General features: G+C 66.1%; 21 protein-coding genes. 13 read left to right on the plus strand and 8 right to left on the minus strand.

Annotated elements, in window-relative coordinates; genetic code table 11:
• The first annotated feature begins 129 nt into the window (after positions 1-129).
• A complete protein-coding gene (locus G5A46_RS14100) occupies positions 130-630 on the plus strand; it encodes a CinA family protein (RefSeq protein WP_163850345.1) in 501 nt (166 codons plus the stop codon).
• 146 nt (positions 631-776) lie between these two features.
• Positions 777-1,955, plus strand: coding sequence for an ammonium transporter (locus tag G5A46_RS14105; protein ID WP_163850347.1), 1,179 nt, complete (start codon positions 777-779; stop codon positions 1,953-1,955).
• 160 nt (positions 1,956-2,115) lie between these two features.
• On the opposite strand, the gene G5A46_RS14110 is transcribed toward G5A46_RS14105, so the two are convergent.
• Complete coding sequence (locus G5A46_RS14110) at positions 2,116-2,559, minus strand: type II toxin-antitoxin system RatA family toxin (protein ID WP_163850349.1); 444 nt, start codon at positions 2,557-2,559, stop codon at positions 2,116-2,118.
• 71 nt (positions 2,560-2,630) lie between these two features.
• On the opposite strand from G5A46_RS14110, the gene hpt reads away from it, so the two are divergent.
• The 4 genes from hpt to G5A46_RS14125 all read left to right on the plus strand — a co-directional run bounded on the left by hpt (position 2,631) and on the right by G5A46_RS14125 (position 5,112).
• A complete protein-coding gene (gene hpt / locus G5A46_RS14115; protein ID WP_163850351.1) occupies positions 2,631-3,170 on the plus strand; it encodes a hypoxanthine phosphoribosyltransferase in 540 nt (179 codons plus the stop codon).
• Positions 3,170-3,340: a hypothetical protein gene (locus G5A46_RS19660; protein ID WP_204318761.1), complete on the plus strand. Its 171-nt coding sequence runs from the start codon at positions 3,170-3,172 to the stop codon at positions 3,338-3,340. Before hpt ends, G5A46_RS19660 begins: the two co-directional genes overlap by 1 nt.
• Positions 3,341-3,493: 153 nt before the next feature.
• Complete coding sequence (locus G5A46_RS14120; RefSeq protein WP_163850353.1) at positions 3,494-3,967, plus strand: c-type cytochrome; 474 nt, start codon at positions 3,494-3,496, stop codon at positions 3,965-3,967.
• Positions 3,968-4,224: 257 nt separating this feature from the next.
• Complete coding sequence (locus G5A46_RS14125) at positions 4,225-5,112, plus strand: c-type cytochrome (RefSeq protein WP_163850355.1); 888 nt, start codon at positions 4,225-4,227, stop codon at positions 5,110-5,112.
• 176 nt (positions 5,113-5,288) lie between these two features.
• Here G5A46_RS14125 and lipA read toward each other — a convergent pair whose 3' ends face one another.
• Positions 5,289-6,242 (minus strand): lipoyl synthase, encoded by a 954-nt coding sequence (lipA, locus tag G5A46_RS14130; protein ID WP_163850357.1) that lies wholly within the window; start codon positions 6,240-6,242, stop codon positions 5,289-5,291.
• A 296-nt stretch (positions 6,243-6,538) separates the two neighbouring features.
• Here lipA and G5A46_RS14135 point away from each other — a divergent pair, with 296 nt between their 5' ends.
• A complete protein-coding gene (locus G5A46_RS14135; RefSeq protein ID WP_163850359.1) occupies positions 6,539-7,087 on the plus strand; it encodes a peroxiredoxin in 549 nt (182 codons plus the stop codon).
• Positions 7,088-7,277: 190 nt separating this feature from the next.
• On the opposite strand, the gene G5A46_RS14140 is transcribed toward G5A46_RS14135, so the two are convergent.
• From G5A46_RS14140 to G5A46_RS14155, 4 genes are all read right to left on the minus strand, one after another.
• Positions 7,278-7,370, minus strand: coding sequence for a DUF2474 domain-containing protein (locus G5A46_RS14140; protein WP_163850361.1), 93 nt, complete (start codon positions 7,368-7,370; stop codon positions 7,278-7,280).
• Between the two features lie 13 nt (positions 7,371-7,383).
• Entirely contained in the window at positions 7,384-8,388 is a 1,005-nt protein-coding gene (cydB, locus tag G5A46_RS14145; RefSeq protein ID WP_163850363.1) for a cytochrome d ubiquinol oxidase subunit II, read from the minus strand.
• A 3-nt stretch (positions 8,389-8,391) separates the two neighbouring features.
• Positions 8,392-9,801, minus strand: coding sequence for a cytochrome ubiquinol oxidase subunit I (locus G5A46_RS14150; protein WP_163850365.1), 1,410 nt, complete (start codon positions 9,799-9,801; stop codon positions 8,392-8,394).
• Between the two features lie 270 nt (positions 9,802-10,071).
• Positions 10,072-10,995 (minus strand): LysR substrate-binding domain-containing protein, encoded by a 924-nt coding sequence (locus tag G5A46_RS14155; RefSeq protein ID WP_163850367.1) that lies wholly within the window; start codon positions 10,993-10,995, stop codon positions 10,072-10,074.
• Positions 10,996-11,089: 94 nt separating this feature from the next.
• Here G5A46_RS14155 and G5A46_RS14160 point away from each other — a divergent pair, with 94 nt between their 5' ends.
• Both G5A46_RS14160 and G5A46_RS14165 read left to right on the plus strand, forming a co-directional pair.
• Entirely contained in the window at positions 11,090-12,580 is a 1,491-nt protein-coding gene (locus G5A46_RS14160; RefSeq protein ID WP_163850369.1) for a catalase, read from the plus strand.
• 174 nt (positions 12,581-12,754) lie between these two features.
• Positions 12,755-13,486, plus strand: coding sequence for a VIT1/CCC1 transporter family protein (locus G5A46_RS14165; protein ID WP_163850371.1), 732 nt, complete (start codon positions 12,755-12,757; stop codon positions 13,484-13,486).
• Positions 13,487-13,583: 97 nt separating this feature from the next.
• Here the strand turns inward: G5A46_RS14165 and G5A46_RS14170 are convergent, their stop codons facing one another.
• Positions 13,584-14,399: a DUF6456 domain-containing protein gene (locus G5A46_RS14170; protein ID WP_163850373.1), complete on the minus strand. Its 816-nt coding sequence runs from the start codon at positions 14,397-14,399 to the stop codon at positions 13,584-13,586.
• Positions 14,400-14,711: 312 nt separating this feature from the next.
• On the opposite strand from G5A46_RS14170, the gene G5A46_RS14175 reads away from it, so the two are divergent.
• Positions 14,712-15,062, plus strand: coding sequence for a DUF6477 family protein (locus tag G5A46_RS14175; protein ID WP_163850374.1), 351 nt, complete (start codon positions 14,712-14,714; stop codon positions 15,060-15,062).
• A 217-nt stretch (positions 15,063-15,279) separates the two neighbouring features.
• Here G5A46_RS14175 and G5A46_RS14180 read toward each other — a convergent pair whose 3' ends face one another.
• Positions 15,280-16,827 (minus strand): trimethylamine methyltransferase family protein, encoded by a 1,548-nt coding sequence (locus G5A46_RS14180; RefSeq protein WP_163850376.1) that lies wholly within the window; start codon positions 16,825-16,827, stop codon positions 15,280-15,282.
• Between the two features lie 204 nt (positions 16,828-17,031).
• Here G5A46_RS14180 and guaA point away from each other — a divergent pair, with 204 nt between their 5' ends.
• The 3 genes from guaA to G5A46_RS14195 all read left to right on the plus strand — a co-directional run bounded on the left by guaA (position 17,032) and on the right by G5A46_RS14195 (position 20,049).
• Positions 17,032-18,600, plus strand: coding sequence for a glutamine-hydrolyzing GMP synthase (gene guaA, locus G5A46_RS14185; RefSeq protein ID WP_163850378.1), 1,569 nt, complete (start codon positions 17,032-17,034; stop codon positions 18,598-18,600).
• An 89-nt stretch (positions 18,601-18,689) separates the two neighbouring features.
• A complete protein-coding gene (locus G5A46_RS14190; protein WP_163850380.1) occupies positions 18,690-19,469 on the plus strand; it encodes a class I SAM-dependent methyltransferase in 780 nt (259 codons plus the stop codon).
• A 157-nt stretch (positions 19,470-19,626) separates the two neighbouring features.
• Entirely contained in the window at positions 19,627-20,049 is a 423-nt protein-coding gene (locus G5A46_RS14195) for a Fur family transcriptional regulator (protein ID WP_163850382.1), read from the plus strand.
• The last annotated feature ends 336 nt before the right edge of the window (positions 20,050-20,385 follow it).

Consider the following 20,385-nt stretch of genomic DNA (forward strand, 5'->3'; position numbering starts at 1 on the left):
CTGCGCGAAGCGCATCGCCCGGAACGGGCGCCGATACCCCGCGCCCCTTGGCGCCCCGTCTGACTTGGGGCACAACGGGTGCACCAAAGCCCCGCCCTGCAACCGCTCCACGACCGAAGGACCAACACCATGACGTTCAGCGCCGACACCACCGCCCAAGCCGAACGGCTTCTCGACCTGTGCACCGCATCAGGGCTGACCATCGCCACCGCAGAAAGCTGCACCGGCGGGCTGATCGCGGCGGCGCTGACGGCGGTACCGGGGTCCTCGGCGGTGGTGTTGGGCGGCATCGTCTCCTATGCCAATTCGGCCAAGCGCGACCTGCTGGCCGTTCCGGCGGCGGATATCGACCGCCACGGCGCTGTGTCCGAACCGGTGGTCCGGGCCATGGCGCGCGGGGCGCAGGCGGCCCTGGGGGCGGACCTGGCTGTTGCCGTCTCTGGCGTGGCCGGGCCTGGCGGCACCGCGACCAAACCCGAAGGCCGGGTCTGTTTCGCCGTGGTGCGCGGCGCCGATCACCTGCGGGTCGAAACGGTTGATTTCGGCCCCCTGGGCCGGGACGCGGTGCGCGCGGCTACCTGTGATCATGCCTTGGCGCTGCTGACAGAGGCAGCACAGAGCCGCCCATAAAACCGGCATTCGCACAATTTTTGCGGTGAAAATACGGGCGATTTGCGAAACGCCCCCTTTTTCACCCCGCCCGCGCGCCTTCGCCCTTTTCTTCACCGTCCCGCGTTCGCCATCTGCCCCCCACATCGAAACGGGAGGGAACACCGATGAACGCAGCCGATACCGCATGGATCATCACCGCCACGGCGCTGGTCCTGTTCATGACCTTGCCGGGGCTGGCGCTGTTCTACGGTGGGCTGGTGCGGTCGCGCAATGTGCTCAGCGTGTTCATGCAATGCTATTCCATCGCCTGCGCAATGAGCGTGGCCTGGTTCGCCCTGGGCTATTCCATCGCCTTTGGCGAGGGCGGCGCGCTGTGGGGCGGGCTGGGCAAGGCCTTCCTGTCCGGGGTCACCGTGGACAGTCTGGCGGGCTCCCTGCCGGAAGTGCTGTTCTTTGCCTTCCAGATGACGTTCGCCATCATCACCCCCGCGCTGATCGTCGGCGCCTATGTGGAGCGGGCGAATTTCGCCTGGGTGGTGCTGTTCTCCACCCTGTGGATGCTGATCTGCTATGCGCCGGTGGTGCATTGGATCTGGGGCGGCGGGATGCTGGCGGATGGCGGGATCTTTGGTGAGATTGGCGTGCGCGATTTCGCAGGCGGCATCGTGGTGCATGAAACCGCCGGGCTGGCCGCGCTGGTGATCGCCGTATTGCTGGGCCGGCGCCGCGACGCGTCCAAGCCGCCGCACAATCCGGGCTACGTGATGATCGGTGCCGCGATGCTGTGGGTGGGCTGGTTCGGGTTCAACGGCGGCTCGCAGCTGGCCGCCGACGGAGGCGCCGCCATGGCGGTGACCGTCACCCATATCTCCGCCGCGACGGCCTCCCTGTCCTGGGCAATCTGGGAACGGATGAAACACGGCAAGGCCTCCCTGGTCGGCATCGTGACCGGGACCATCGCGGGCCTGGCCTCCATCACGCCGGCCTCGGGCTTCGTCGGCCCGGCAGAGGCGCTGATCATCGGCGCCATCGCCGGGGTGCTGTGCCAGGAGGCCGTGACATTGATTCGCAATCGCATCCGCATCGACGACACGCTGGATGTCTTTGCGGTGCACGGCGTCGGCGGGATTTTCGGCACGGTCATGATCGCCGTCTTCGGCGCCGGAACATGGGCTGCGCAGCTGGGCGGGCTGGCCGTGGTGGGGGTGTTCACCCTTGTGATGACCTGGGCGCTGGTAAAGCTGGTGTCGCTGCTGGTGCCGCTGCGCGTCGACCAGGAGACGGAAGTCAACGGCCTCGACCTCGCCCAGCATGGAGAGCGGGCCTACGACCACGTTTCCTGACGCGGCCCAGAACTCAATGTCCGATACTGAGCGGGCCCTTACCTGGCTGTGGGCCCTCTCCTGGCTGGATCCTGAGCTGACGGGCATCGCTGACGGACCCACACGGCGGCCCATCGACGGGGCCGCCGTTTACACGGCCCCGACGCTGCCCTGCACCGGATCAGGCGTAAAGCGCGCGGGCGCGATCCTCGAAGGCGCGCACGATCCGCTGCATCGCCTCGTTGAAGACCACGCCGATCAATCGCTGCAACATGGCGTTGCGGAATTCGAAATCGACGAAGAAATCGACCTCGCAGCCGCCGTCCACATCGCGAAACCCCCAGGTGGAGCGCATGTGGCGAAATGGCCCGTCCAGGTATTCGGTGTCGATCTTCCGCGTTTCGGGCCACAGGGTCACGCGGCTGCCGAATCGCTCCCGGAACACCTTGAAAGAGATGACAAGGTCGGCCTCCATCACGCTGTGATCGCCCAGATCCTCCTGCGACCGGATGCGCGCGGCGGCGCACCAGGGCAGGAATTCGGGATAGGATCCCACATCCGCGACGAGGTCATACATCTGCTGCGCGCTATACGGCAGGCTCCGGGTTTCGGAATGGATCGGCATGTGGCTCCTTGGGGCGTTTCCCTGCGCCTTGCGATGTCGTAGAAGCGGGCGGCAAAATCAAGGGGATCTCCATGTCTCAAGCATCTTATGTCATCGACGAGTTGATCTCGGCCAAGTCGATTGCCGCCCGGATCGAGGATCTGTGCCGCCGCATCCGGCATGATTTCCCCGCCGACGAGAAGATCGTCGTGGTGGGCCTGCTGCGCGGCTCCTTCGTGTTCATCGCCGACCTGGTGCGCGAGCTGGGCGACCGCGACGTGGAGGTCGATTTCCTGGAGGCCTCCTCCTATGGCAACGCCATGGAAAGCAGCCGGGAGGTCCGTATCCTCAAGGATCTGCGCGGCGAAATCGCCGGGCGCAACGTGCTGGTGGTGGAAGATATCGTGGACACCGGTCACACGCTGAACCATGTCATCCACATGCTGACGGCGCGCCAGCCCAAGAAGCTGAAAACCATTGCACTGCTGGACAAACCCACCCGCAGGGAAGTCGATTTCCGGGCCGATTGGACCGGGTTCGAGATCCCCGACGAATTCGTCGTCGGCTACGGCATCGACTACGCCCAGCACCATCGCAACCTGCCGTTCATCGGCAAGGTCAGGTTCACCTGATGGATCCGACCCGCTGGCTGCTGCGCGCCTCCCGCTGGGCACGAAATCCCCCTTCGGAGAAACGCGTACTGCTGGTGCTGGGCATCATCCTGGCCTGCCTTGCGATCTGGGGGCTGGAACAGCTGGTAGGCTTTCCCGACTGGCTGGCCCCCAACAGCCTGCGCCACTGACCGGGGGTCATCCGCAGGCCAAACCGGCGCGAATCGCCACGCCGGGCCACCGGGTGCCCGGCGCCGGAAAATCCTCCGCTTCACAGAAGTGTCAGAGACGGCGGTGCAAACCTTTGGTACCGTGATCTGCAATGTCCTTTCACGGAGAACACCATGAAAACCATCGTCGCCGCCGCAGCTCTTGCCGGATTGACCTTCGCCAGCGCCGCCCAGGCCGCCAGCCACATGGACCGCGCCACCGCCGGCGCCATCAAGGCTCGTCAGGGACTGATGCAGATGTATGCCATGAACCTCGGCATTCTGGGCGCCATGGCCAAGGAAGAGGTCGCATTCGACCCCGCCGTGGCCAGTCGTGCCGCCTCCGATCTGCATGCGCTCTCGGATATCGATCAGACCGGCCTCTGGGTCGAGGGATCGGGCAATGACGCGCTGGGCGACGCCACCCGCGCCCTGCCCGCGATCTGGGAAAACCCCGAGGATTTCGACGCCGCGATTGCCGCCATGACGGAGGCCGCCTCCGACATGCAGGCCGCCGCCGGACAGGATCTGGCCACGCTTCAGGGCGCGATGCGTGGCATCGGTGGAGCCTGCGGTGCCTGCCACAAGGAGTTCCGCCAGTCGAACTGACGGTCCGGATCGGACCGGGGACGGGGCCGGCGCTACATGCAGCCCCGCCCCGGCCCAGACCCCCTGGCCCCGGTGCCGCCTTTCAGCTCCGGGTGTCGGGCCGCCGCCCCGAGATGCGCCCCCGGCCTCCGCATCGGGGCACCGCCCGGCCTGACCGCCGCCCTCCACCATATCCACGGTCGGACGCTCCCGCCTGATCCACGCCCTCACCCTCTGGACCGACACCGCTCCAGTCCGCCCCCGCCCAAGGACGCGCCATGTATACCCTTCTCCGCCTGCTGGCTTTCGTGATCGTGGCGGGACTTGCCACCGCCTGGTTCCTGACCCGCCCTGACCGGTTGCCCGACACCGCGCTGGATGGTGTCACCGGAGATGCCACCCGCGGAGAGCAGGTGTTCTATGCCGGCGGCTGCGCCTCCTGCCACGCCGCCCCAGGCGCCCAGGACGCGGCCAAGCTGGTGTTGGCGGGTGGCCGGGCCTTCGCCTCCGACTTCGGCACCTTCTACGCGCCCAACATCTCACCCTCCGCGCAGGGGATCGGCGATTGGACGGCGATGGATCTGGCCAATGCGATGATCCGCGGTGTCTCCCCCTCCGGCGCGCATTACTATCCGGCGTTTCCCTATACCTCCTATGCCCGCGCAACGCCGCAGGACGTGGCCGATCTCCACGCCTTCCTCACCACCCTACCGGCAAGCGACAACCAGGCCCCGCCGCACGAGGTCGGGTTCCCGTTCAATATCCGCCGTGCTCTGGGTGGCTGGAAGCTGTTGTTTCTGAAAGACGATTGGGTACTGACAGACCCGGCTGACGATCAGGTCGCGCGCGGCCGCTACCTGGTGGAGGCACTGGGCCATTGCGCCGAATGCCACACCGCGCGCAACGCGCTGGGCGGGGTGGACCGCACCGCCTGGCTGGGCGGCGCGCCCAACCCTTCGGGCGAGGGACGGATCCCCAACATCACCCCCGCCGGGCTGGACTGGTCCGCAGGCGACATCGCGGAATATCTCAGCAGCGGCTTCACTCCGGAATTCGACGTGGCCGGCGGCGAAATGGCCGATGTCATCGCCAATACCGCACAGCTGACCGACGCGGATCGCGCCGCCATCGCCGCCTACCTCAAGGCCGTGCCACCCGTCCCCTGACAGGCCGGGGGCGGCCGCCATCCAGCGCCCGCCCCGTCAATCCTGATCCTTCGAAACTGGTGTTCGCATCTTTCGTACGACGCCTGTGTCCTTCGGGCGACAAATACCGCCGCGCGGCGCGCATCGCCCGGCACGGGCGATCCCGGTGCCGGACCGCCGTCACAGGGCCTGGCCGATCAGCCGTTGCCCAGCCGTTTCAACCGGGCCGCGCGCAGACGGGCGAAATCGTCGCCTGCGTGATAACTGGACCGGGTCAGCGGCGTGGCGGAGACCATCAGGAATCCCTTGCCATAGGCGGCTTTCTCATAGGCGGCGAATTCATCGGGATGCACGAACCGCGCCACGGCGTGGTGTTTCGGCGTTGGTTGCAGATATTGCCCGATGGTCAGGAAATCGACATCCGCCGCACGCATGTCATCCATCACCTGCACCACCGCTTGCCGGTCCTCACCCAGCCCGGCCATGATCCCGGACTTGGTAAAGATCTCCGGGTCCAGCTCCTTCACCCGTTGCAGCAGGCGCAGGGAGTGGAAGTAGCGCGCGCCGGGCCGCACCTCCGGGTAGAGGCCGGGCACGGTTTCAAGGTTGTGATTGAACACGTCCGGTTTCGCCGCGACCACCATTTCCAGCGCGCTGTCGTCACAGCGGATGAAATCCGGGGTCAGGATCTCGATCGTGGTGCCCGGCGACCGGTGGCGGATGGCGCGGATCGTCTGGGCGAAATGCTCTGCCCCGCCGTCCTCGATATCGTCGCGATCGACGGAGGTGACGACCACATGGTTCAACCCCAGTTTCTTCACCGCCTCGGCGACGCGCCCCGGCTCGAACACGTCCAGCGCCTCGGGCGGCTTGCCGGTGGCGATATTGCAGAAGGTGCAGGCGCGGGTGCAAACGTCGCCCATGATCATCATGGTGGCGTGGCCCTGGCTCCAGCATTCGCCGACATTGGGGCACCCGGCCTCTTCGCAGACGGTGACCAGCTTGTTGTCGCGCATGATGCGGCGGGTTTCGGCATAGGCCGCGCCGGAGGGCGCCTTGACCCGGATCCAATCCGGTTTCTTGGGCTGGGCGTTGTCGGGGCGGCGCGCCTTCTCGGGGTGACGCTGTTCCGGGATCTTGAGATCGCGCATCTTGCTACTCCTCCTCGGGTGCCGGACGTTCTGTGCCAGCCCCGGGTGCCTGTCTGACTGGCAGATAGCATATCGCGGGACCAACCAAACCGCCATGGGGTGCATGACCGGTCTGCAAAAGGTGGGACGCTGGACGATGCAGACGCAGCATTACCGTGCAATCCCCGTGCTTTGATCTGACATATCAAAAACTTGCCCCAACGCCTCCGCCCAATGCAGATGCAGAAAAACGGTTGCACGCGCGGTCGCCCTTGGGGAAAAGGAGGACAAATTCACACTCAACGCAGGAGATGGCCATGCAGACCGGCGCCAAGCTTCCCAAAGTCACCTTTCACACCCGCGTCCGCGACGAGAGCATCGGCGGCAGCAACCCGTTCCGCTGGGAGGACAAGGCCACGGCGGATTACTTCGACGGCAAGCGGGTGATCCTGTTCTCCCTGCCCGGCGCCTTCACGCCGACCTGCTCCACCTACCAGCTGCCGGGGTTCGAAGAGAACTTCGCCCGCTTCCAGGAGCTGGGCGTGGACGAGATCTACTGCATGTCGGTCAACGACAGCTTTGTCATGAACCAATGGGCCAAGGCGCAGAACATCAGCAATGTGAAGGTGATCCCCGACGGCTCCGGCGAGTTCACCCGCCGCGTCGGCATGCTGGTGCGCAAGGACAACCTGGGCTTTGGCCTGCGGTCCTGGCGCTATGCCGCGGTGATCGACAACGGCACGGTCGAGGCCTGGTTCGAAGAGCCGGGGATCGCCGACAACCACGGCGAAGACCCCTATGGCCAATCCAGCCCCGAGACGCTGCTGGCCTATCTGGAAGAAGCCCGCAAGGAAGCGGCGGCCTGATCTGGCTGCCGTTTCGCCGGGGCGAAAGTCCGGCCGCCTTCCGAGCGCGGCGCGATCAACTTTCCCCCGGCGGTTGCGGATGATGAAGCAGGGCGCGCGCACCGCGAGGGCGCGCCCTTTTTGCGTTCCGGGTCCGGTTTCGCTCGGGGGCGTGGCAGGGGCCTTGTCGCGGGAACACGCGCCGGGCGGCTTACATGATCGCGGTGCGGATCAGCAGGGCCAGCAGGCCCACGGCGGCGACGCCACCGCACCAGAGCAGGACAAACCAGAAGAGGCGTTTCATGGCGCGCGACGGGTCAATGATACCCCTCCCCCGGTTCGATCTTGCCGCGAAACACCCAATAGGCATAGGCGGTATAGGCCAGGATCGTGGGCACCAGCACCAACGCCCCCGCCAGCAGGAACCAGAGCGAGGATTCCGGTGCAGCCGTCTCGATTATGGTCAGGGAGGGCGGCACGATATAGGGGAAGAAGCTGATCCCCAGCCCGATGAAACACAGCACGAACAGGCCAAGCGCCGCGACGAAGGGCAAGGCGTCCCGGTCGCGGCGCATGCCGTGAAAGAACAGCGCCGCCACGCCCAGGATCGCCGCCGGCACCCAGAGGGTGAAAAAGACATTGGGCCGGTCGAACCAGCGGTCCAGATAGGCCGGGTTCAGGAATGGCGTGGCCAGCGACACCAGCCCGACCAGCACCAGCGTCCCGCCCCCCGCGACCCAGGCCATGGCGCGCGCCCGGTCGCGCAGGTCGCCGGTGGTCTTCATCACCAGCCAGCAGGCCCCCAGCAGCGCATAGGCCCAGATCAGCGCCACCGCCGTCAGCCCGCTGAACGGCGTCAGCCAATCCCAGTTGCCGCCCGCATATTGCCGGTTCTCCACCTCGATCCCCTGCACCAGCGCGCCCAGGATGATCCCCTGCGACAGCGCCGCCATCAGCGATCCGCCAAAGAAGGACAGATCCCAGATCCAGCGCCCGCGCGTGGCGCGCCAGCGGAATTCGAAGGCCACGCCGCGAAACACCAGCGCCAGCAGCATGGCGATCACCGCCGGGTACAGCGCCGGCATCACCACCGCATAGGCCAGCGGAAAGACAGCGAACAACCCGCCGCCGCCCAGCACCAGCCAGGTTTCGTTGCCGTCCCAGACCGGCGCGACGGTGTTCATCGCGGTGTCGCGTTCCTCCCCCCGGCGCAGCAGCGGGTAGAGGATGCCGATGCCCAGGTCGAAGCCGTCCAGCACCACGTAGGCGAGGATGGCAAAGGCGATCAGCGCGGCCCAGATATGCGCGAGTTCGAACCACATGGATCAGGTCTCCCCTTGCGGATGACGGCCCCGGACGGTGCCGGGGGTGATGCCTTCGGCCCGGGTGGGGCCCATGTCCGGCTCTGGATTGCCGCCTTCGGGCGGTTTGGACATCAGGCGCAGGATATAGAAGGTTCCGGCGCCGAACACCGCGAAATAGACCAGGACAAAGGCGGTGAGCGAGGCCGACACAGCCTCCAGCCGCAGGGGGGAGACGCTGTCGGCGGTCAGTAGCTCACCGTAGACGGTCCAGGGCTGGCGGCCGACCTCCGTCGTGATCCAGCCCGCCAGCACCGCCACAAATCCCGCAGGCCCCATGGCCATCGACGCGCGCCACAGCCAGGGCGCCTGCCAGATCCGCCCACGCGCCCAGGCGACCACGCCCCAGATCCCCAGTCCCAGCATGGCGAACCCCAGGCCGACCATCACTCGGAAGGACCAGAAGACGATTTCCGCCGGGGGCCGCTGATCCTCCGGGAAATCCTTCAGCCCGGGCAAGGGAGAGGTCAGATCATGGGTCAGGATCAGCGACGACAGGTTCGGGATCTCGATCACGTTGCGGATCTCGGCCGCGTCATCGTCGGGAATGCCGAACAGGATCAGGGGGGCGCCGCCCTCGGGGTGGCCGTCGTAATGGCCCTCCATCGCGGCGACCTTGGCGGGCTGATGCGTCAGCGTGTTCAGCCCGTGCTGATCACCGGCCAGAATCTGAAGCGGCGCGACCACCACCAGCATCCCCATCGCCATGACGAACATGCGCCGTGCGGCCGGATCCGCACGGTCGCGCAGCAGGTGCCAGCCGCCGACCCCGGCAACCACCAGCGCGGTGGTCAGATAGGCCGCCAACACCATATGCACCAACCGATAGGGAAAGGAGGGGTTGAAGACGATCGCCCACCAATCCAGCGGGATGAACTGCCCCGCTTCGTTCACGCCATGGCCCTGCGGCGTCTGCATCCAGGAATTCACCGACAGGATCCAGAAGGCCGACCCCAATGTGCCAATGGCCACCATGAAAGTGGCCAGGAAATGCAACTTCGGCCCCACCTTGGACCGGCCGAACAGCATCACCCCCAGAAACCCGGCCTCAAGAAAGAAGGCCGACAGGACTTCGTATCCCATAAGCGGGCCCAGCACCGGCCCGGTCTTGTCGGAGAAGACGGACCAATTGGTGCCGAATTGATAGGACATGGTGATGCCCGACACGACGCCCATGCCGAAGGCCACCGCGAAGATGATTTTCCAATAGTCGAACAGGCGCAGGTAGACCTCGCGCCCCGTGACAAGATGCAGCCCGTTCAGCACCGCCAGATAGGAGGCCAGGCCGATGGAAAAGGCCGGGAAGATGATATGGAACGAAACGGTAAAGGCGAACTGGATCCGGGCCAGTTCCAGTGCAGTGGCGTCAAACATCCCAAACCTCCGGCAAAGGGGTACCTGCCTTGCAAGGTATCGCGGCGGCGTCGAAGTCCAAGGCCCGGCGCGGGGAGTGCGATCTTTTGGCGCGGAACCGCGGGACGGGCCGAGGGGTATCAGGGAAGGCAGTCGATGAGGCGCCCTGCCCGACCTGTCGCAGCCTGCGCCCCGTCATCCGCGCGTCACCCCGATGCCACCCCCTGTGGATTTCCCCAAGCGCCACCCGGTGCCACCCCCCAATACCGCCGGCCCGGCGCGGTCACCCGGTCAGGCAGGCTGCGCGCGCACCGCACGCGTGATCTCGGCCCCGGTTTCGGCCAGCAGGGTGCCCAGGGTGTGAAACCACCCGTCATCGGGACTGGAGGCGCGGCGCACCAGGCCGATGGTGCGGCTGGGTTCCGGCGTGGCAAAGCGGTGCATCGCCAGCCCCTGCCCCTCGACCCCGGCGGCAAGCTCGGGCATCAGGGTCAGGCCGAACCCCGCCGCCACCAGCCGCGACAATGTCGCCAGCGACGAGGCGCCCATGTTGATCAGCGCATGTTCCCGGCCGCGCCCGCAGACCGCCAGCGCCTGGTCGGTCAGGCAATGGCCGTCCTCCAACAGCATCAGTGGCGTGCGACCCAGATCCTCGGGCGTCAGGTTGCGGGCGGCGGGGTCCATCGCCTGCAACCGCGCAGGCGATCCGGCCAGCAGGAACCGATCCTCGAACAGCGGCAATTCCACCAGACCCGGCGCATCTGCCGGCAAGGCGATCACCGCCGCGTCCAGACGCCCGGCAAAGAGGTCGTCCAGCAGGCGCGCGGTCTTTGCCTCCTCCACCTGGACATTCAGGCCGATGTCGCGCGCACGGATCGCGGCCAGCGCACCGGGCAGCAGGTAGGGCGCGACCGTCGGGATCAATCCCAACCGCAGGTCACCGGCCAATCCGCCCTTCCACCGCGCCATATCCTGCATCACCTGCATCTCCGCCAGCACCTTGTCCGTTTGCGCCAGCACCGTCCGGCCAAAGGCGGTCAGCACCACCCGGCGCGGTCCACGTTCGACCAGCGCAGCGCCCAGCGTCGTCTCCAATTCGCGAATCTGGACGGAAAGCGCGGGTTGGGACACATGCACCGCCTCGGCCGCGCGGCCGAAATGGGCGTGTTTGGCGAGAGCCTTGAAATAGCTCAGCTGACGGAGGGTGATATTCATAACCAAAACCTATCACAAGGCGAACAATCTGCAATTGGACCTTATTAGAACTGTTCTAGATACTCTCCACAGAAACCGACGACAGGAGGGACCGATGTCCAGGAAATTGACCACCAGCGCCGGCGCGCCAATGCCCACCAACGAACACAGCCTCAGCGCCGGGCCGCGCGGTCCGCTGCTGATGCAGGATTACCAGCTGATCGAAAAGCTGGCCCATCAGAACCGCGAACGCATCCCCGAACGCGCCGTCCACGCCAAGGGCTGGGGTGCCTTCGGCACTTTCACCGTGACCCATGACATCACGAAATACACCAAGGCGGCGATCTTCTCCGAGGTCGGCAAGAAGACAGAGGTCCTGTCGCGCTGGTCCACCGTGGCGGGCGAATTGGGCGCGGCCGACACCGAACGGGACGTGCGCGGCTTTTCCTTGAAATTCTACACCGAAGAAGGCAATTGGGATCTGGTCGGCAACAACACCCCGATCTTCTTTGTTCGCGACCCCTACAAGTTCCCCGATTTCATCCGCACCCAGAAACGCCACCCGGTGACCAACCTTCGTTCGCCGGAAGCGATGTTCGACTTCTGGGCGGCACAACCCGAATCGGTGCATCAGGTCACGATCCTGATGTCCGATCGCGGCATCCCGCAGAACCCGGCCCGGATGAACGGCTACGGCTCTCATACCTTCAGCTTCTGGAATGATGCCGGCGAACGCTACTGGATCAAATTCCACTTCAAGACCCAGCAGGGCCATGCGCATTTCACCAATGAAGAGGCGGAAACGCTGATCGGCAAGACCCGTGAAAGCTATCAGGAAGACCTGTTCAACATGATCGAAGAGGGGCAACACCCCAAATGGACCATGTTCATTCAGGTCATGAACGAGGAAGACGCCGCCAACCAGCCGTTCAACCCGTTCGACCTGACCAAGGTCTGGCCGCATGGCGATTTTCCCCTGATCGAGGTCGGAGAGCTGGAATTCAACCGCAATCCCGACAATTACTTCATCTACGTCGAGAACGCGGCCTATTCGCCGTCCAACATCGTGCCCGGCATCTCCTTCAGCCCGGACAAGATGTTGCAGGCGCGGGTCTTTTCCTATGCGGATGCGCATCGCTACCGGCTGGGCACCCATTACGAGCAGCTGCCCGCCAACGTCGCCAAGGCGGCCGAGGTGCATTTCTATCACAAGGACGGCGGCATGCGGTTCTTCCCGCAGCAGACCGGCCACCCGGACGCCTATTACGAACCGAACCAATACGAGGAGGCGGCGCGCCCCGACCCGGCGGCGACGGAACCGCCAATGAAGATCGACGGCGACGCGGCGCGCTATGACCAGGCCGATCCGGACGCGGATTTCGTTCAGCCCCGGGCACTTTATGCCGAAGTTCTGAACGACGAACAGCGCGCGCGGCTGCATTCCAACATGGCCTCGGCCATGGGGCCATGCTCCGACAGCGTGAAGGAGCGGTGGTACGCCGTGCTGGCCAAGGTGCATCCCGATTACGAGGCCGGTGTACGCCGCGCCGTCGAGGATGATGCCAACGCCATCCCCGTCACGGACGAGACGCCCACACGGGCCTGACCCGTCTTGCCGACCCACACCGACGAAGGGCCGGGATGGATTTCCCGGCCCTTTGCATGCGCGGCGGTTTCCGCGCCGCGCCGATCACGCGGCGGTTGCCATGCCCGTCGCCGCCGCTTAATCCCGGCCCCGACAGACGGCGCCCGCCGCACGTCCCCCAGCCCGGAGCCTACGATGTCCATCGATTGGAACACGCACCGCCGCGAGGCGCACAAATTGGGACGGTTGCAGGAATTCCTGCGCCAGATCGTCTATGGCGGCAATGACGGTATCGTCACCACCTTTGCCATCGTCGCCGGTTTTGCCGGGGCGGCGGCAGAGGGGGTGGCCCAGATCGGCGGCATGGCGGTGCTGGTTTTCGGACTGGCCAACCTCTTTGCCGACGGGGTCAGCATGGGGCTGGGCGAATTCCTGTCTGGCCGGGCACAGCGTGATCTCTACCACCGACGCCGCGCGATGGAGCTGGAGGAGATCGCCCGCAATCCCGCCCGCGAACGCCAGGAGCTGGAAACCATTCTGCGCCAGCGCGGCCTGCCGCAGAGCGATGCCCTGGCCGCCGCCGATATCCTGCAACGCCATCCCGCGATGATGGCGGACCTGATGATGACCTATGAATTCGGCATGCATGACCCGGAGGAGGAAGACCCGGCGGTCAACGGCCTGTTCACCTTCTGCGCCTTCGTGACCTTTGGCGCGGTGCCGCTGCTGCCCTATTTCCTGGGTCCGCCCTCGACCCAGGCGTTCCACTGGTCGATCGCCGCAACCCTGGGCGCGCTGACCGGTCTGGGTCTTCTGCGCTGGCGCGCCACGGGCGAGAATCCGGGCCGCAGCGTCGGGGAAACCGTCGCTGTGGGGGCGATCTGTGCGGTTGTGGCCTATGGTGTGGGCTGGATTGTCGGCGGCTGAGTTTCCACTTCGGAAACAAAAACAGGCCGGAGAATTCCCCCCCGACCCTGGCGGCCTTGACGGCCGTTAACCTGTCCGCGCGCCCTAAGGTCGCGGTTCAGCCGATGAGACCGCAATCACGGGGCTGATCGTCGTAGAACCGGCGCAGGCGCTCCAGCGCGATGCGCAGCACGATCTTGGCCGAGCGGGCGGACCAGCCGAGCGTCTTTTCGACCTCTTCCAGCCCGGTCAGGTGACAGCAGCACATCAGCGCCACGTCACCCAACCCCGGCCCCAGCTCTGCCAGGGCGGCGCGCACCCGCGTCTGCGGATCTCGCAGCGCCGGTCCGATCGCGGTGTCGGGGATCGGCCGATCGGGGATTTCCGCCCAGTCGATCTGCGTGCCGGCGGTCATGCGGGCCAGTTCGAAATCCTCCCGCAGGCGTTCCGCCGCCCGCAGTTGCGGCGGTGACAGGAACCGCGCCCCGTCCCGATCCCGACGCCGCCCCAGGGCTGTGACCGGCGTGTCACAGCGATAGCCCCGCGCCGCACGCCCTGCCGCATCCGCCCCGGAGGTCAACGGCGATTGAGGTTTGGCGCTGTTCTCCGCGATTTCGTCCCGCGCGGTGCGACCGACGGCGGTGATCGTATATCGCATGATGCGCCCCGGCGTGGCGCAATGGATCCATCCCGCATCGGCCAGGCGATGCACCTGCTGGCGATCCACCACTGCGCGGCGCTCGGGCTGGCCCTGCGCGTCAGAGCGGACCAGCACGGCGCGCTCCATATCGAAGGCAAGGGCCAGGCAGGTCGCCGGCTCGCAGAGCATTTGCAGGATCTCCTGAAGATCGGGATCAGGCAAGTCGTCGGTCACCAGCCTGGGGGGCGGATTGGGCCCGGTGCAGGGCCGGGTACGGGTCGCATGCGCAGTCATCGTCAAGGCTCCTTCACGAATTCGGGACGGTTCCGGCTGCTGGACCCGGCCTGCATGCATCGTTGCCACGACACCCGCTTGCCGGTGTTTTCCAACCTGTCTTGGCTGGTCGATCCCTCTGGCCGTATTTATCCCCACATTTATCCACAAGTTAACGGCGAGAAACTTGCCAAATGGTTAATATCGGCCGTTGCTCCGATAATTGTTTCCATTTGATAAACTATTCTTTCCTGACCGTGCGCTGGATTCCGTAATGCGCAACGCTCTCGCCGCTTTGCTGGTGTCGGGATGCTCGCACCAAGGAGAATGACGATGCAGGATGTAGATACACGGGTCAGAACCTTGCGCCGGCCGCGCCTTCTGGTGGCCGCCGCGCGAATTGCCGCGGGACAGGCCGCGCGCCGCTTTGATCAGCCCGAGGATTGCTGCGCCGCGCCGGGATCAACGGCGCATCTGCTGCGCCTGCTGGAGGACGAGGCCGAGCACGAGGCCCGCCGCCGCGCCCGCGATGCCAGTTACAGCGCGCCGGGCCATGTCACCGCCCTGGGCGCGGTGATCGCCACCCACGCGCTGCGCCAGGCCGCGCCGTCCTTGCCCGACAGCCTGGCATTGGTGCCACCTCACAGCGTCGGAGCCAGGGTCACGCGGCCGGGTCCGGCCTGATCCCCGGCGCAGGCCTCCGGGCGGCCGCACCACGGGACAGACCGGAAGGGCAGGTCCGAAGAGACGTGACAGATGTCGCGCGGAACAATCCACCACACCGCGCGACCGTAAAATACCGGGGTTGGAAGAAGCGGACGCCAAGGCGAAGGGGCCGAAGCGGTGATATCCACCCCGCCGCCCGGCGCCTGGCCGGCCACGGCTGCGGGCCGCAGGTCGATCACATGAAGGCGTCCGGCGCCTCCGCCTTCTTGCGGGCGACATAGCTGGCCAGCCCCTCGGCGATGCCCGGATCCAGCTGTGGCTGCTGGTAATTCGCCAGCATCTTCGCCACCCGGTCGGCGGCCAGCGTCTGCGTATCGCGGGCGCCTTCCTCGTCCCAGGTCTCGAACGGCTTGTAATCCATCAGCTCGGTCCGCCAGAACGCGTCCTTGAAATTCCGCTGGGTATGGCCGCAGCCCAGGAAATGGCCCCCCGGCCCGACCTCCCGCAGGGCGTCCATCGCCTGCGCCTCGGCATCCGCCGTGACCCCCTGCGCCATCTTGTGCAGAATGCCCAGCTGATCGGCGTCCATCACGAATTTCTCGTAGGAGGCGACCAGCCCCCCCTCCAGCCAGCCGCAGGCGTGCAGCATGAAATTCACCCCGCCGAACAGCGCCGCATTCAACGTCTGCGTCGTCTCGTAGGCGGCCTGCGCATCGGGCAGTTTCGACCCGCACAGCCCCCCGCCCGACCGGAACGGCAGCCCCAGCCGCCGCGCCAGCTGACCCGCGCCATAGAGGATCTGACTGGCCTCCGGCGTGCCGAAGGTGGGCGCCCCGCTGTTCATGTCGATGGAGGTGACGAAAGCCCCGAAGATCACCGGCGCGCCGGGGCGCACCAGCTGCGAATAGGCCACGCCGGCCAGAACCTCGGCCAGAACCTGGGTCAGCGTGCCCACGACCGAGACCGGCGCCATGGCCCCACCCACGATGAAGGGCGAGATGATGCAGGCCTGATTGTTGCGCGCATAGACTTCAAGCGCGCCCATCATCACGTCGTCGAAGGTCAGCGGAGAATTGATGTTGATCAGCGAGGTCATCACCGTGTTCCGCTGCACGAACTCGGCCCCGAACAGGATCTCGCACATCTCCACGCTGTCGCGCGCGCGGGAGGGTTCGGTGACAGAGCCCATGAACGGCTTGTCCGACAGGGTCATATGGGCCAGCAACATATCCAGATGCCGCTTGTTCACCGGCACGTCCGTCGGTTCGCAGACCGTGCCGCCGGAATGGTGCAGCCATTTGGACATGTAGCCCAGCTTCACGAAGTTGCGGAAATCCTCCATCCGGGCATAGCGGCGGCCGCCGGCGGCGTCGCGCACGAAGGGCGGGCCATAGACCGGCGCCAGCACCAGATTGCGCCCCCCGATCTCGACGCTGCGCTCCGGGTTGCGGGCCACCTGGGTGAACTGGCGCGGGGCCGTTGCGATCAGCTGACGCGCCAGGCCGCGGGGGATATGCACCCGTTCGCCGTGGACATCGGCCCCGGCCTGACGCCAGCGCTCCAGCGCGGCGGGGTTGTTGACGAAGTTGACGCCGATTTCCTCCAGTACCGTTTCGGCGTTGGTTTCGATGATCTCCAGCGCCTCGGCATTCAGCATTTCGATATCGGGGATATTACGCTGGATGACGGCGGCGCTGTCGAAACTCACAGCGGTGCGTTCGGCCCGACGGGCCGCGCCTCCGCCGCCACGGGTGCGTCGTCCTTTGGTGGTTGCTTCGCTCATGCCGTGCCCTCTGCGTCTGTCCGGCGAGTCGGCCGGTCTGGGGATATCTCTACAATCCGGGCCCTGCCGTCCACGGATGGATTGCGGCGCGTGAGGGGGGAAAACGACATGCCGCCGCCCGCACCGGCGACAACCGGCGTCAAAGCGGCGGGCCGGGCTGCGAACGCGCTTGCCCTCTCGCGCGGCGGAAGCTAATGCACCCCCATGTCCGAGACCTCACACGACCGCCTTCTGATCATCGACTTCGGCAGCCAGGTGACGCAGCTGATCGCGCGCCGCCTGCGGGAACTGAATGTCTATTGCGAGATCCACCCCTACCAGAACGTCACCGATGCCTTCCTGGCCGATTTCGCGCCCAAGGCGGTGATCTTCTCCGGCGGGCCCGACAGCGTCACGCGGGAGGGATCGCCCCGCCCGCCGCAATCGGTCTACCGGCTGGGCGTGCCGATCCTGGGCATCTGCTATGGCCAGCAGGTCATGATGCAGGATCTGGGCGGCCGCGTCGTGGGCGGCGAGGGCACGTCCGAATTCGGCCGGGCCTGGGTGACCCCATCGGACGACCGGATCGACCTGTTGCAGGGCTGGTTCCTGGACGGAACGTGCCGCGAACAGGTGTGGATGAGCCATGGCGACCACGTCTCGGACCTGGCGCCGGGCTTTCAGGTCTACGGCACCTCGCCCAACGCGCCCTTTGCGATCACCGCCGATCTTGACCGCCGGTTCTACGCGGTCCAGTTCCACCCGGAGGTGCACCACACCCCCAATGGTCGCACGCTGTACGAGAATTTCGTGCGCGACGCGGGATTTACCGGCGACTGGACCATGGGCGCCTACCGCGAAGAGGCGATCCGCAAGATCCGCGAACAGGTCGGCGACCGCAAGGTCATCTGTGCCCTGTCCGGCGGGGTGGACAGCTCTGTCGCCGCGATCCTGCTGCACGAGGCGATCGGCGAGCAACTGACCTGCGTCTTCGTCGATCACGGGCTGCTGCGCCTGAACGAGGCCGAAGAAGTCGTGGGCATGTTCCGGGAGCATTACAACCTGCCGCTGATCCACGCCGACGAAAGCGATCTGTTCCTGGGTGAGTTGGACGGTGTTTCCGACCCGGAGACCAAGCGCAAGATCATCGGCCGCCTGTTCATCGACGTGTTCCAGAAACATGCCGACACGATCGAAGGCGCGGAATTCCTGGCGCAGGGTACGCTTTACCCCGATGTGATCGAATCGGTCAGCTTCTCCGGCGGCCCCTCCGTCACGATCAAAAGCCACCACAACGTCGGCGGCCTGCCCGAAAAGATGGGCCTGAAACTGGTCGAACCCCTGCGGGAATTGTTCAAGGACGAGGTCCGGGATCTGGGCCGCGAACTGGGCCTGCCCGACAGTTTCATCGGCCGCCACCCCTTCCCCGGGCCGGGCCTGGCGATCCGCTGCCCCGGCGAGATCACCCGCGAAAAGCTGGAGATCCTGCGCAAGGCCGATGCCGTCTATATCGACCAGATCCGCAAGCATGGCCTTTATGACGAGATCTGGCAGGCCTTCGTGGCGATCCTGCCGGTGCGCACCGTGGGCGTGATGGGCGACGGGCGCACCTATGATTTCGCCTGTGCCCTGCGCGCGGTGACCTCCGTCGATGGGATGACGGCGGATTACTATCCCTTCAGCCATGATTTCCTGGGCGAAACCGCCACCCGCATCATCAACGAGGTCAAGGGGATCAATCGCGTCACCTATGACGTGACCTCCAAGCCGCCGGGCACGATCGAGTGGGAGTGATCCGCAAAGGCGGGTCGCTCTACACCAAAAATTAACGTCTCTCCCCCCAAGCTGCCCCGAACAGGGGCCGCCGCAACGGGGGACAGGAGATGTATGACGACTATATTGCCATTCTGCGCCAGCGCGCGGCCGATCCCGATGACGGACGGTTCGCCGCCGACCAACTGCTGCAACTTCACGCAGCCGCAACGGCCCGCCCCGCCGCGCAGATCCTGGAATTGGGCGTCGATCAGGGACAAAGCACGCGGGTTTTCCTGAACGCGATCCATGGCCGAACCGGCGCGCGCCTGGTCTCCGTCGATATCCGCGATTGCGCGGGGGCGGCCCACTCGGGCCAGTGGCAATTCGTGCAATCCTGCTCTGCCGACGTTGCGCGGGTGCTGGACGCGGCGCCGGGGCTGCGGGCGGGGATCGACATCCTTTATATCGACAGCCTGCACACCCGCGAACATGTCGCGCGCGAAGTCTACGGCTATTTCCCCCACCTGGCGGAGGGGGCGGAAATCTTCTTCGACGATGTCGACAGCGGCCCCTACATGCGCGGCGCGCGCAAGGACAACCGGGGCACGGAAATTGCCAACCGCCGGATCGAGGCTTTGATCCGGGAGATTTTTCAGGCAAATCGCGACATCTTGGATCTGCGCATCGATCACGGGTCGACCGGGCTGGCGCGGCTGCGCAAACGCGCCCCGTTGGGCGCTACTCTGCGCCCACCGTTATGCGTAGCGCCGCGCTACAGGTGGGGTGCGCCGACCCTGCTCCGCCGTCTGAACCCCCGTGCCCCCACCGGCGCCGGACCTTCCTCCACGCCTCCCGCCGCGACCCTTGGTCGGAAATTTCTGGTGGACCTTCCGCGTCCCGGTCCCTGACGGGCTCCCTCCCCTGCGGCAAGACCCGGCGTGGCGCCTTTGCCCCTTCCCCTGCCCGCGCGGCTGTGGCACAGCGCCGCCTCCTGCGCTGTGCCCCCTCGAAAGACTTGCCCAAGGGACACGGGGTTTGCCACAAGGGTGCCATCGGGAGAGCTGAATGCCAAAGCGCGACACCATCATCACCCGCTGCGAAGCCAGCGGCCTGCGCCTGACCCAGCAACGGAAGGTCATCGCCTCGGTACTGGACATGTCCCGCGACCATCCCGATGTGGAGGAACTGCACGCCCGCGCCGCCACCCGCGACCCTCGAATCTCGCTGGCCACGGTCTACCGCACCGTCAAGACGCTGGAGGAAGCCGGGATCCTCGAAAAGGTCGATTTCGGCGATGGCCGCGCGCGCTACGAAGATGCCGAACGCGACCACCATGACCACCTGATCGACATGGAAACCGGCAAGGTGATCGAATTCGTCGACCCCGAGATCGAAGCCTTGCAGGAGCGCATCGCCGCCAAACTGGGCTACGAGCTGCGCGGCCACAAGCTGGAACTTTACGGTGTGCGCCGCAAGACAGACGACTGATCCGCCTCGTCTGCCCTCAACGGCGCCGCTGAGGGATCGAACAGGAGACGCGCAAGACCCACGCACCCCCGCATTCCGAACCTTGGCCAAGCCATAACGGCGAGCCCCTTTCCGGCCTGCCGCGCCATGTCCCCGAGGGGCCCGCGAAAAGGGAAACGGCAGCGCCCCGCCCACGCCCCGCGACCTTCCCCGAACCGCATGGCACCGGTCCGCCCCCGACCGATCCGACGTGTCGCGCGCGCCTTGTGGGCAGGGGGATTGCAAACACCGGCACGGTCGCGCCCTTGCTGTTGCCCCCGCTCTCCATAGCCTGCGGTGTTTGCGCAAAACCCCGCG

The organism is Pseudooceanicola aestuarii (assembly GCF_010614805.1).
Classification (GTDB): Bacteria; Pseudomonadota; Alphaproteobacteria; order Rhodobacterales; family Rhodobacteraceae; genus Pseudooceanicola; species Pseudooceanicola aestuarii.

Bases quoted from the DNA above. Each gene is read 5' to 3' on its own strand.
- G5A46_RS14155 (WP_163850367.1), bottom strand. From the start codon at position 10,995: ATGAATATCACCCTCCGTCAGCTGAGCTATTTCAAGGCTCTCGCCAAA.
- guaA (WP_163850378.1), top strand. From the start codon at position 17,032: ATGTCCGAGACCTCACACGACCGCCTTCTGATCATCGACTTCGGCAGC.
- G5A46_RS14170 (WP_163850373.1), bottom strand. From the start codon at position 14,399: ATGACTGCGCATGCGACCCGTACCCGGCCCTGCACCGGGCCCAATCCG.
- G5A46_RS14135 (WP_163850359.1), top strand. From the start codon at position 6,539: ATGCAGACCGGCGCCAAGCTTCCCAAAGTCACCTTTCACACCCGCGTC.
- hpt (WP_163850351.1), top strand. From the start codon at position 2,631: ATGTCTCAAGCATCTTATGTCATCGACGAGTTGATCTCGGCCAAGTCG.
- G5A46_RS14100 (WP_163850345.1), top strand. From the start codon at position 130: ATGACGTTCAGCGCCGACACCACCGCCCAAGCCGAACGGCTTCTCGAC.
- G5A46_RS14195 (WP_163850382.1), top strand. From the start codon at position 19,627: ATGCCAAAGCGCGACACCATCATCACCCGCTGCGAAGCCAGCGGCCTG.
- G5A46_RS14110 (WP_163850349.1), bottom strand. From the start codon at position 2,559: ATGCCGATCCATTCCGAAACCCGGAGCCTGCCGTATAGCGCGCAGCAG.
- G5A46_RS14140 (WP_163850361.1), bottom strand. From the start codon at position 7,370: ATGAAACGCCTCTTCTGGTTTGTCCTGCTCTGGTGCGGTGGCGTCGCC.
- G5A46_RS14190 (WP_163850380.1), top strand. From the start codon at position 18,690: ATGTATGACGACTATATTGCCATTCTGCGCCAGCGCGCGGCCGATCCC.
- G5A46_RS14120 (WP_163850353.1), top strand. From the start codon at position 3,494: ATGAAAACCATCGTCGCCGCCGCAGCTCTTGCCGGATTGACCTTCGCC.
- G5A46_RS14180 (WP_163850376.1), bottom strand. From the start codon at position 16,827: ATGAGCGAAGCAACCACCAAAGGACGACGCACCCGTGGCGGCGGAGGC.
- G5A46_RS14175 (WP_163850374.1), top strand. From the start codon at position 14,712: ATGCAGGATGTAGATACACGGGTCAGAACCTTGCGCCGGCCGCGCCTT.
- G5A46_RS14165 (WP_163850371.1), top strand. From the start codon at position 12,755: ATGTCCATCGATTGGAACACGCACCGCCGCGAGGCGCACAAATTGGGA.
- lipA (WP_163850357.1), bottom strand. From the start codon at position 6,242: ATGCGCGATCTCAAGATCCCGGAACAGCGTCACCCCGAGAAGGCGCGC.
- G5A46_RS14160 (WP_163850369.1), top strand. From the start codon at position 11,090: ATGTCCAGGAAATTGACCACCAGCGCCGGCGCGCCAATGCCCACCAAC.
- cydB (WP_163850363.1), bottom strand. From the start codon at position 8,388: ATGTGGTTCGAACTCGCGCATATCTGGGCCGCGCTGATCGCCTTTGCC.
- G5A46_RS14125 (WP_163850355.1), top strand. From the start codon at position 4,225: ATGTATACCCTTCTCCGCCTGCTGGCTTTCGTGATCGTGGCGGGACTT.
- G5A46_RS19660 (WP_204318761.1), top strand. From the start codon at position 3,170: ATGGATCCGACCCGCTGGCTGCTGCGCGCCTCCCGCTGGGCACGAAAT.
- G5A46_RS14150 (WP_163850365.1), bottom strand. From the start codon at position 9,801: ATGTTTGACGCCACTGCACTGGAACTGGCCCGGATCCAGTTCGCCTTT.
- G5A46_RS14105 (WP_163850347.1), top strand. From the start codon at position 777: ATGAACGCAGCCGATACCGCATGGATCATCACCGCCACGGCGCTGGTC.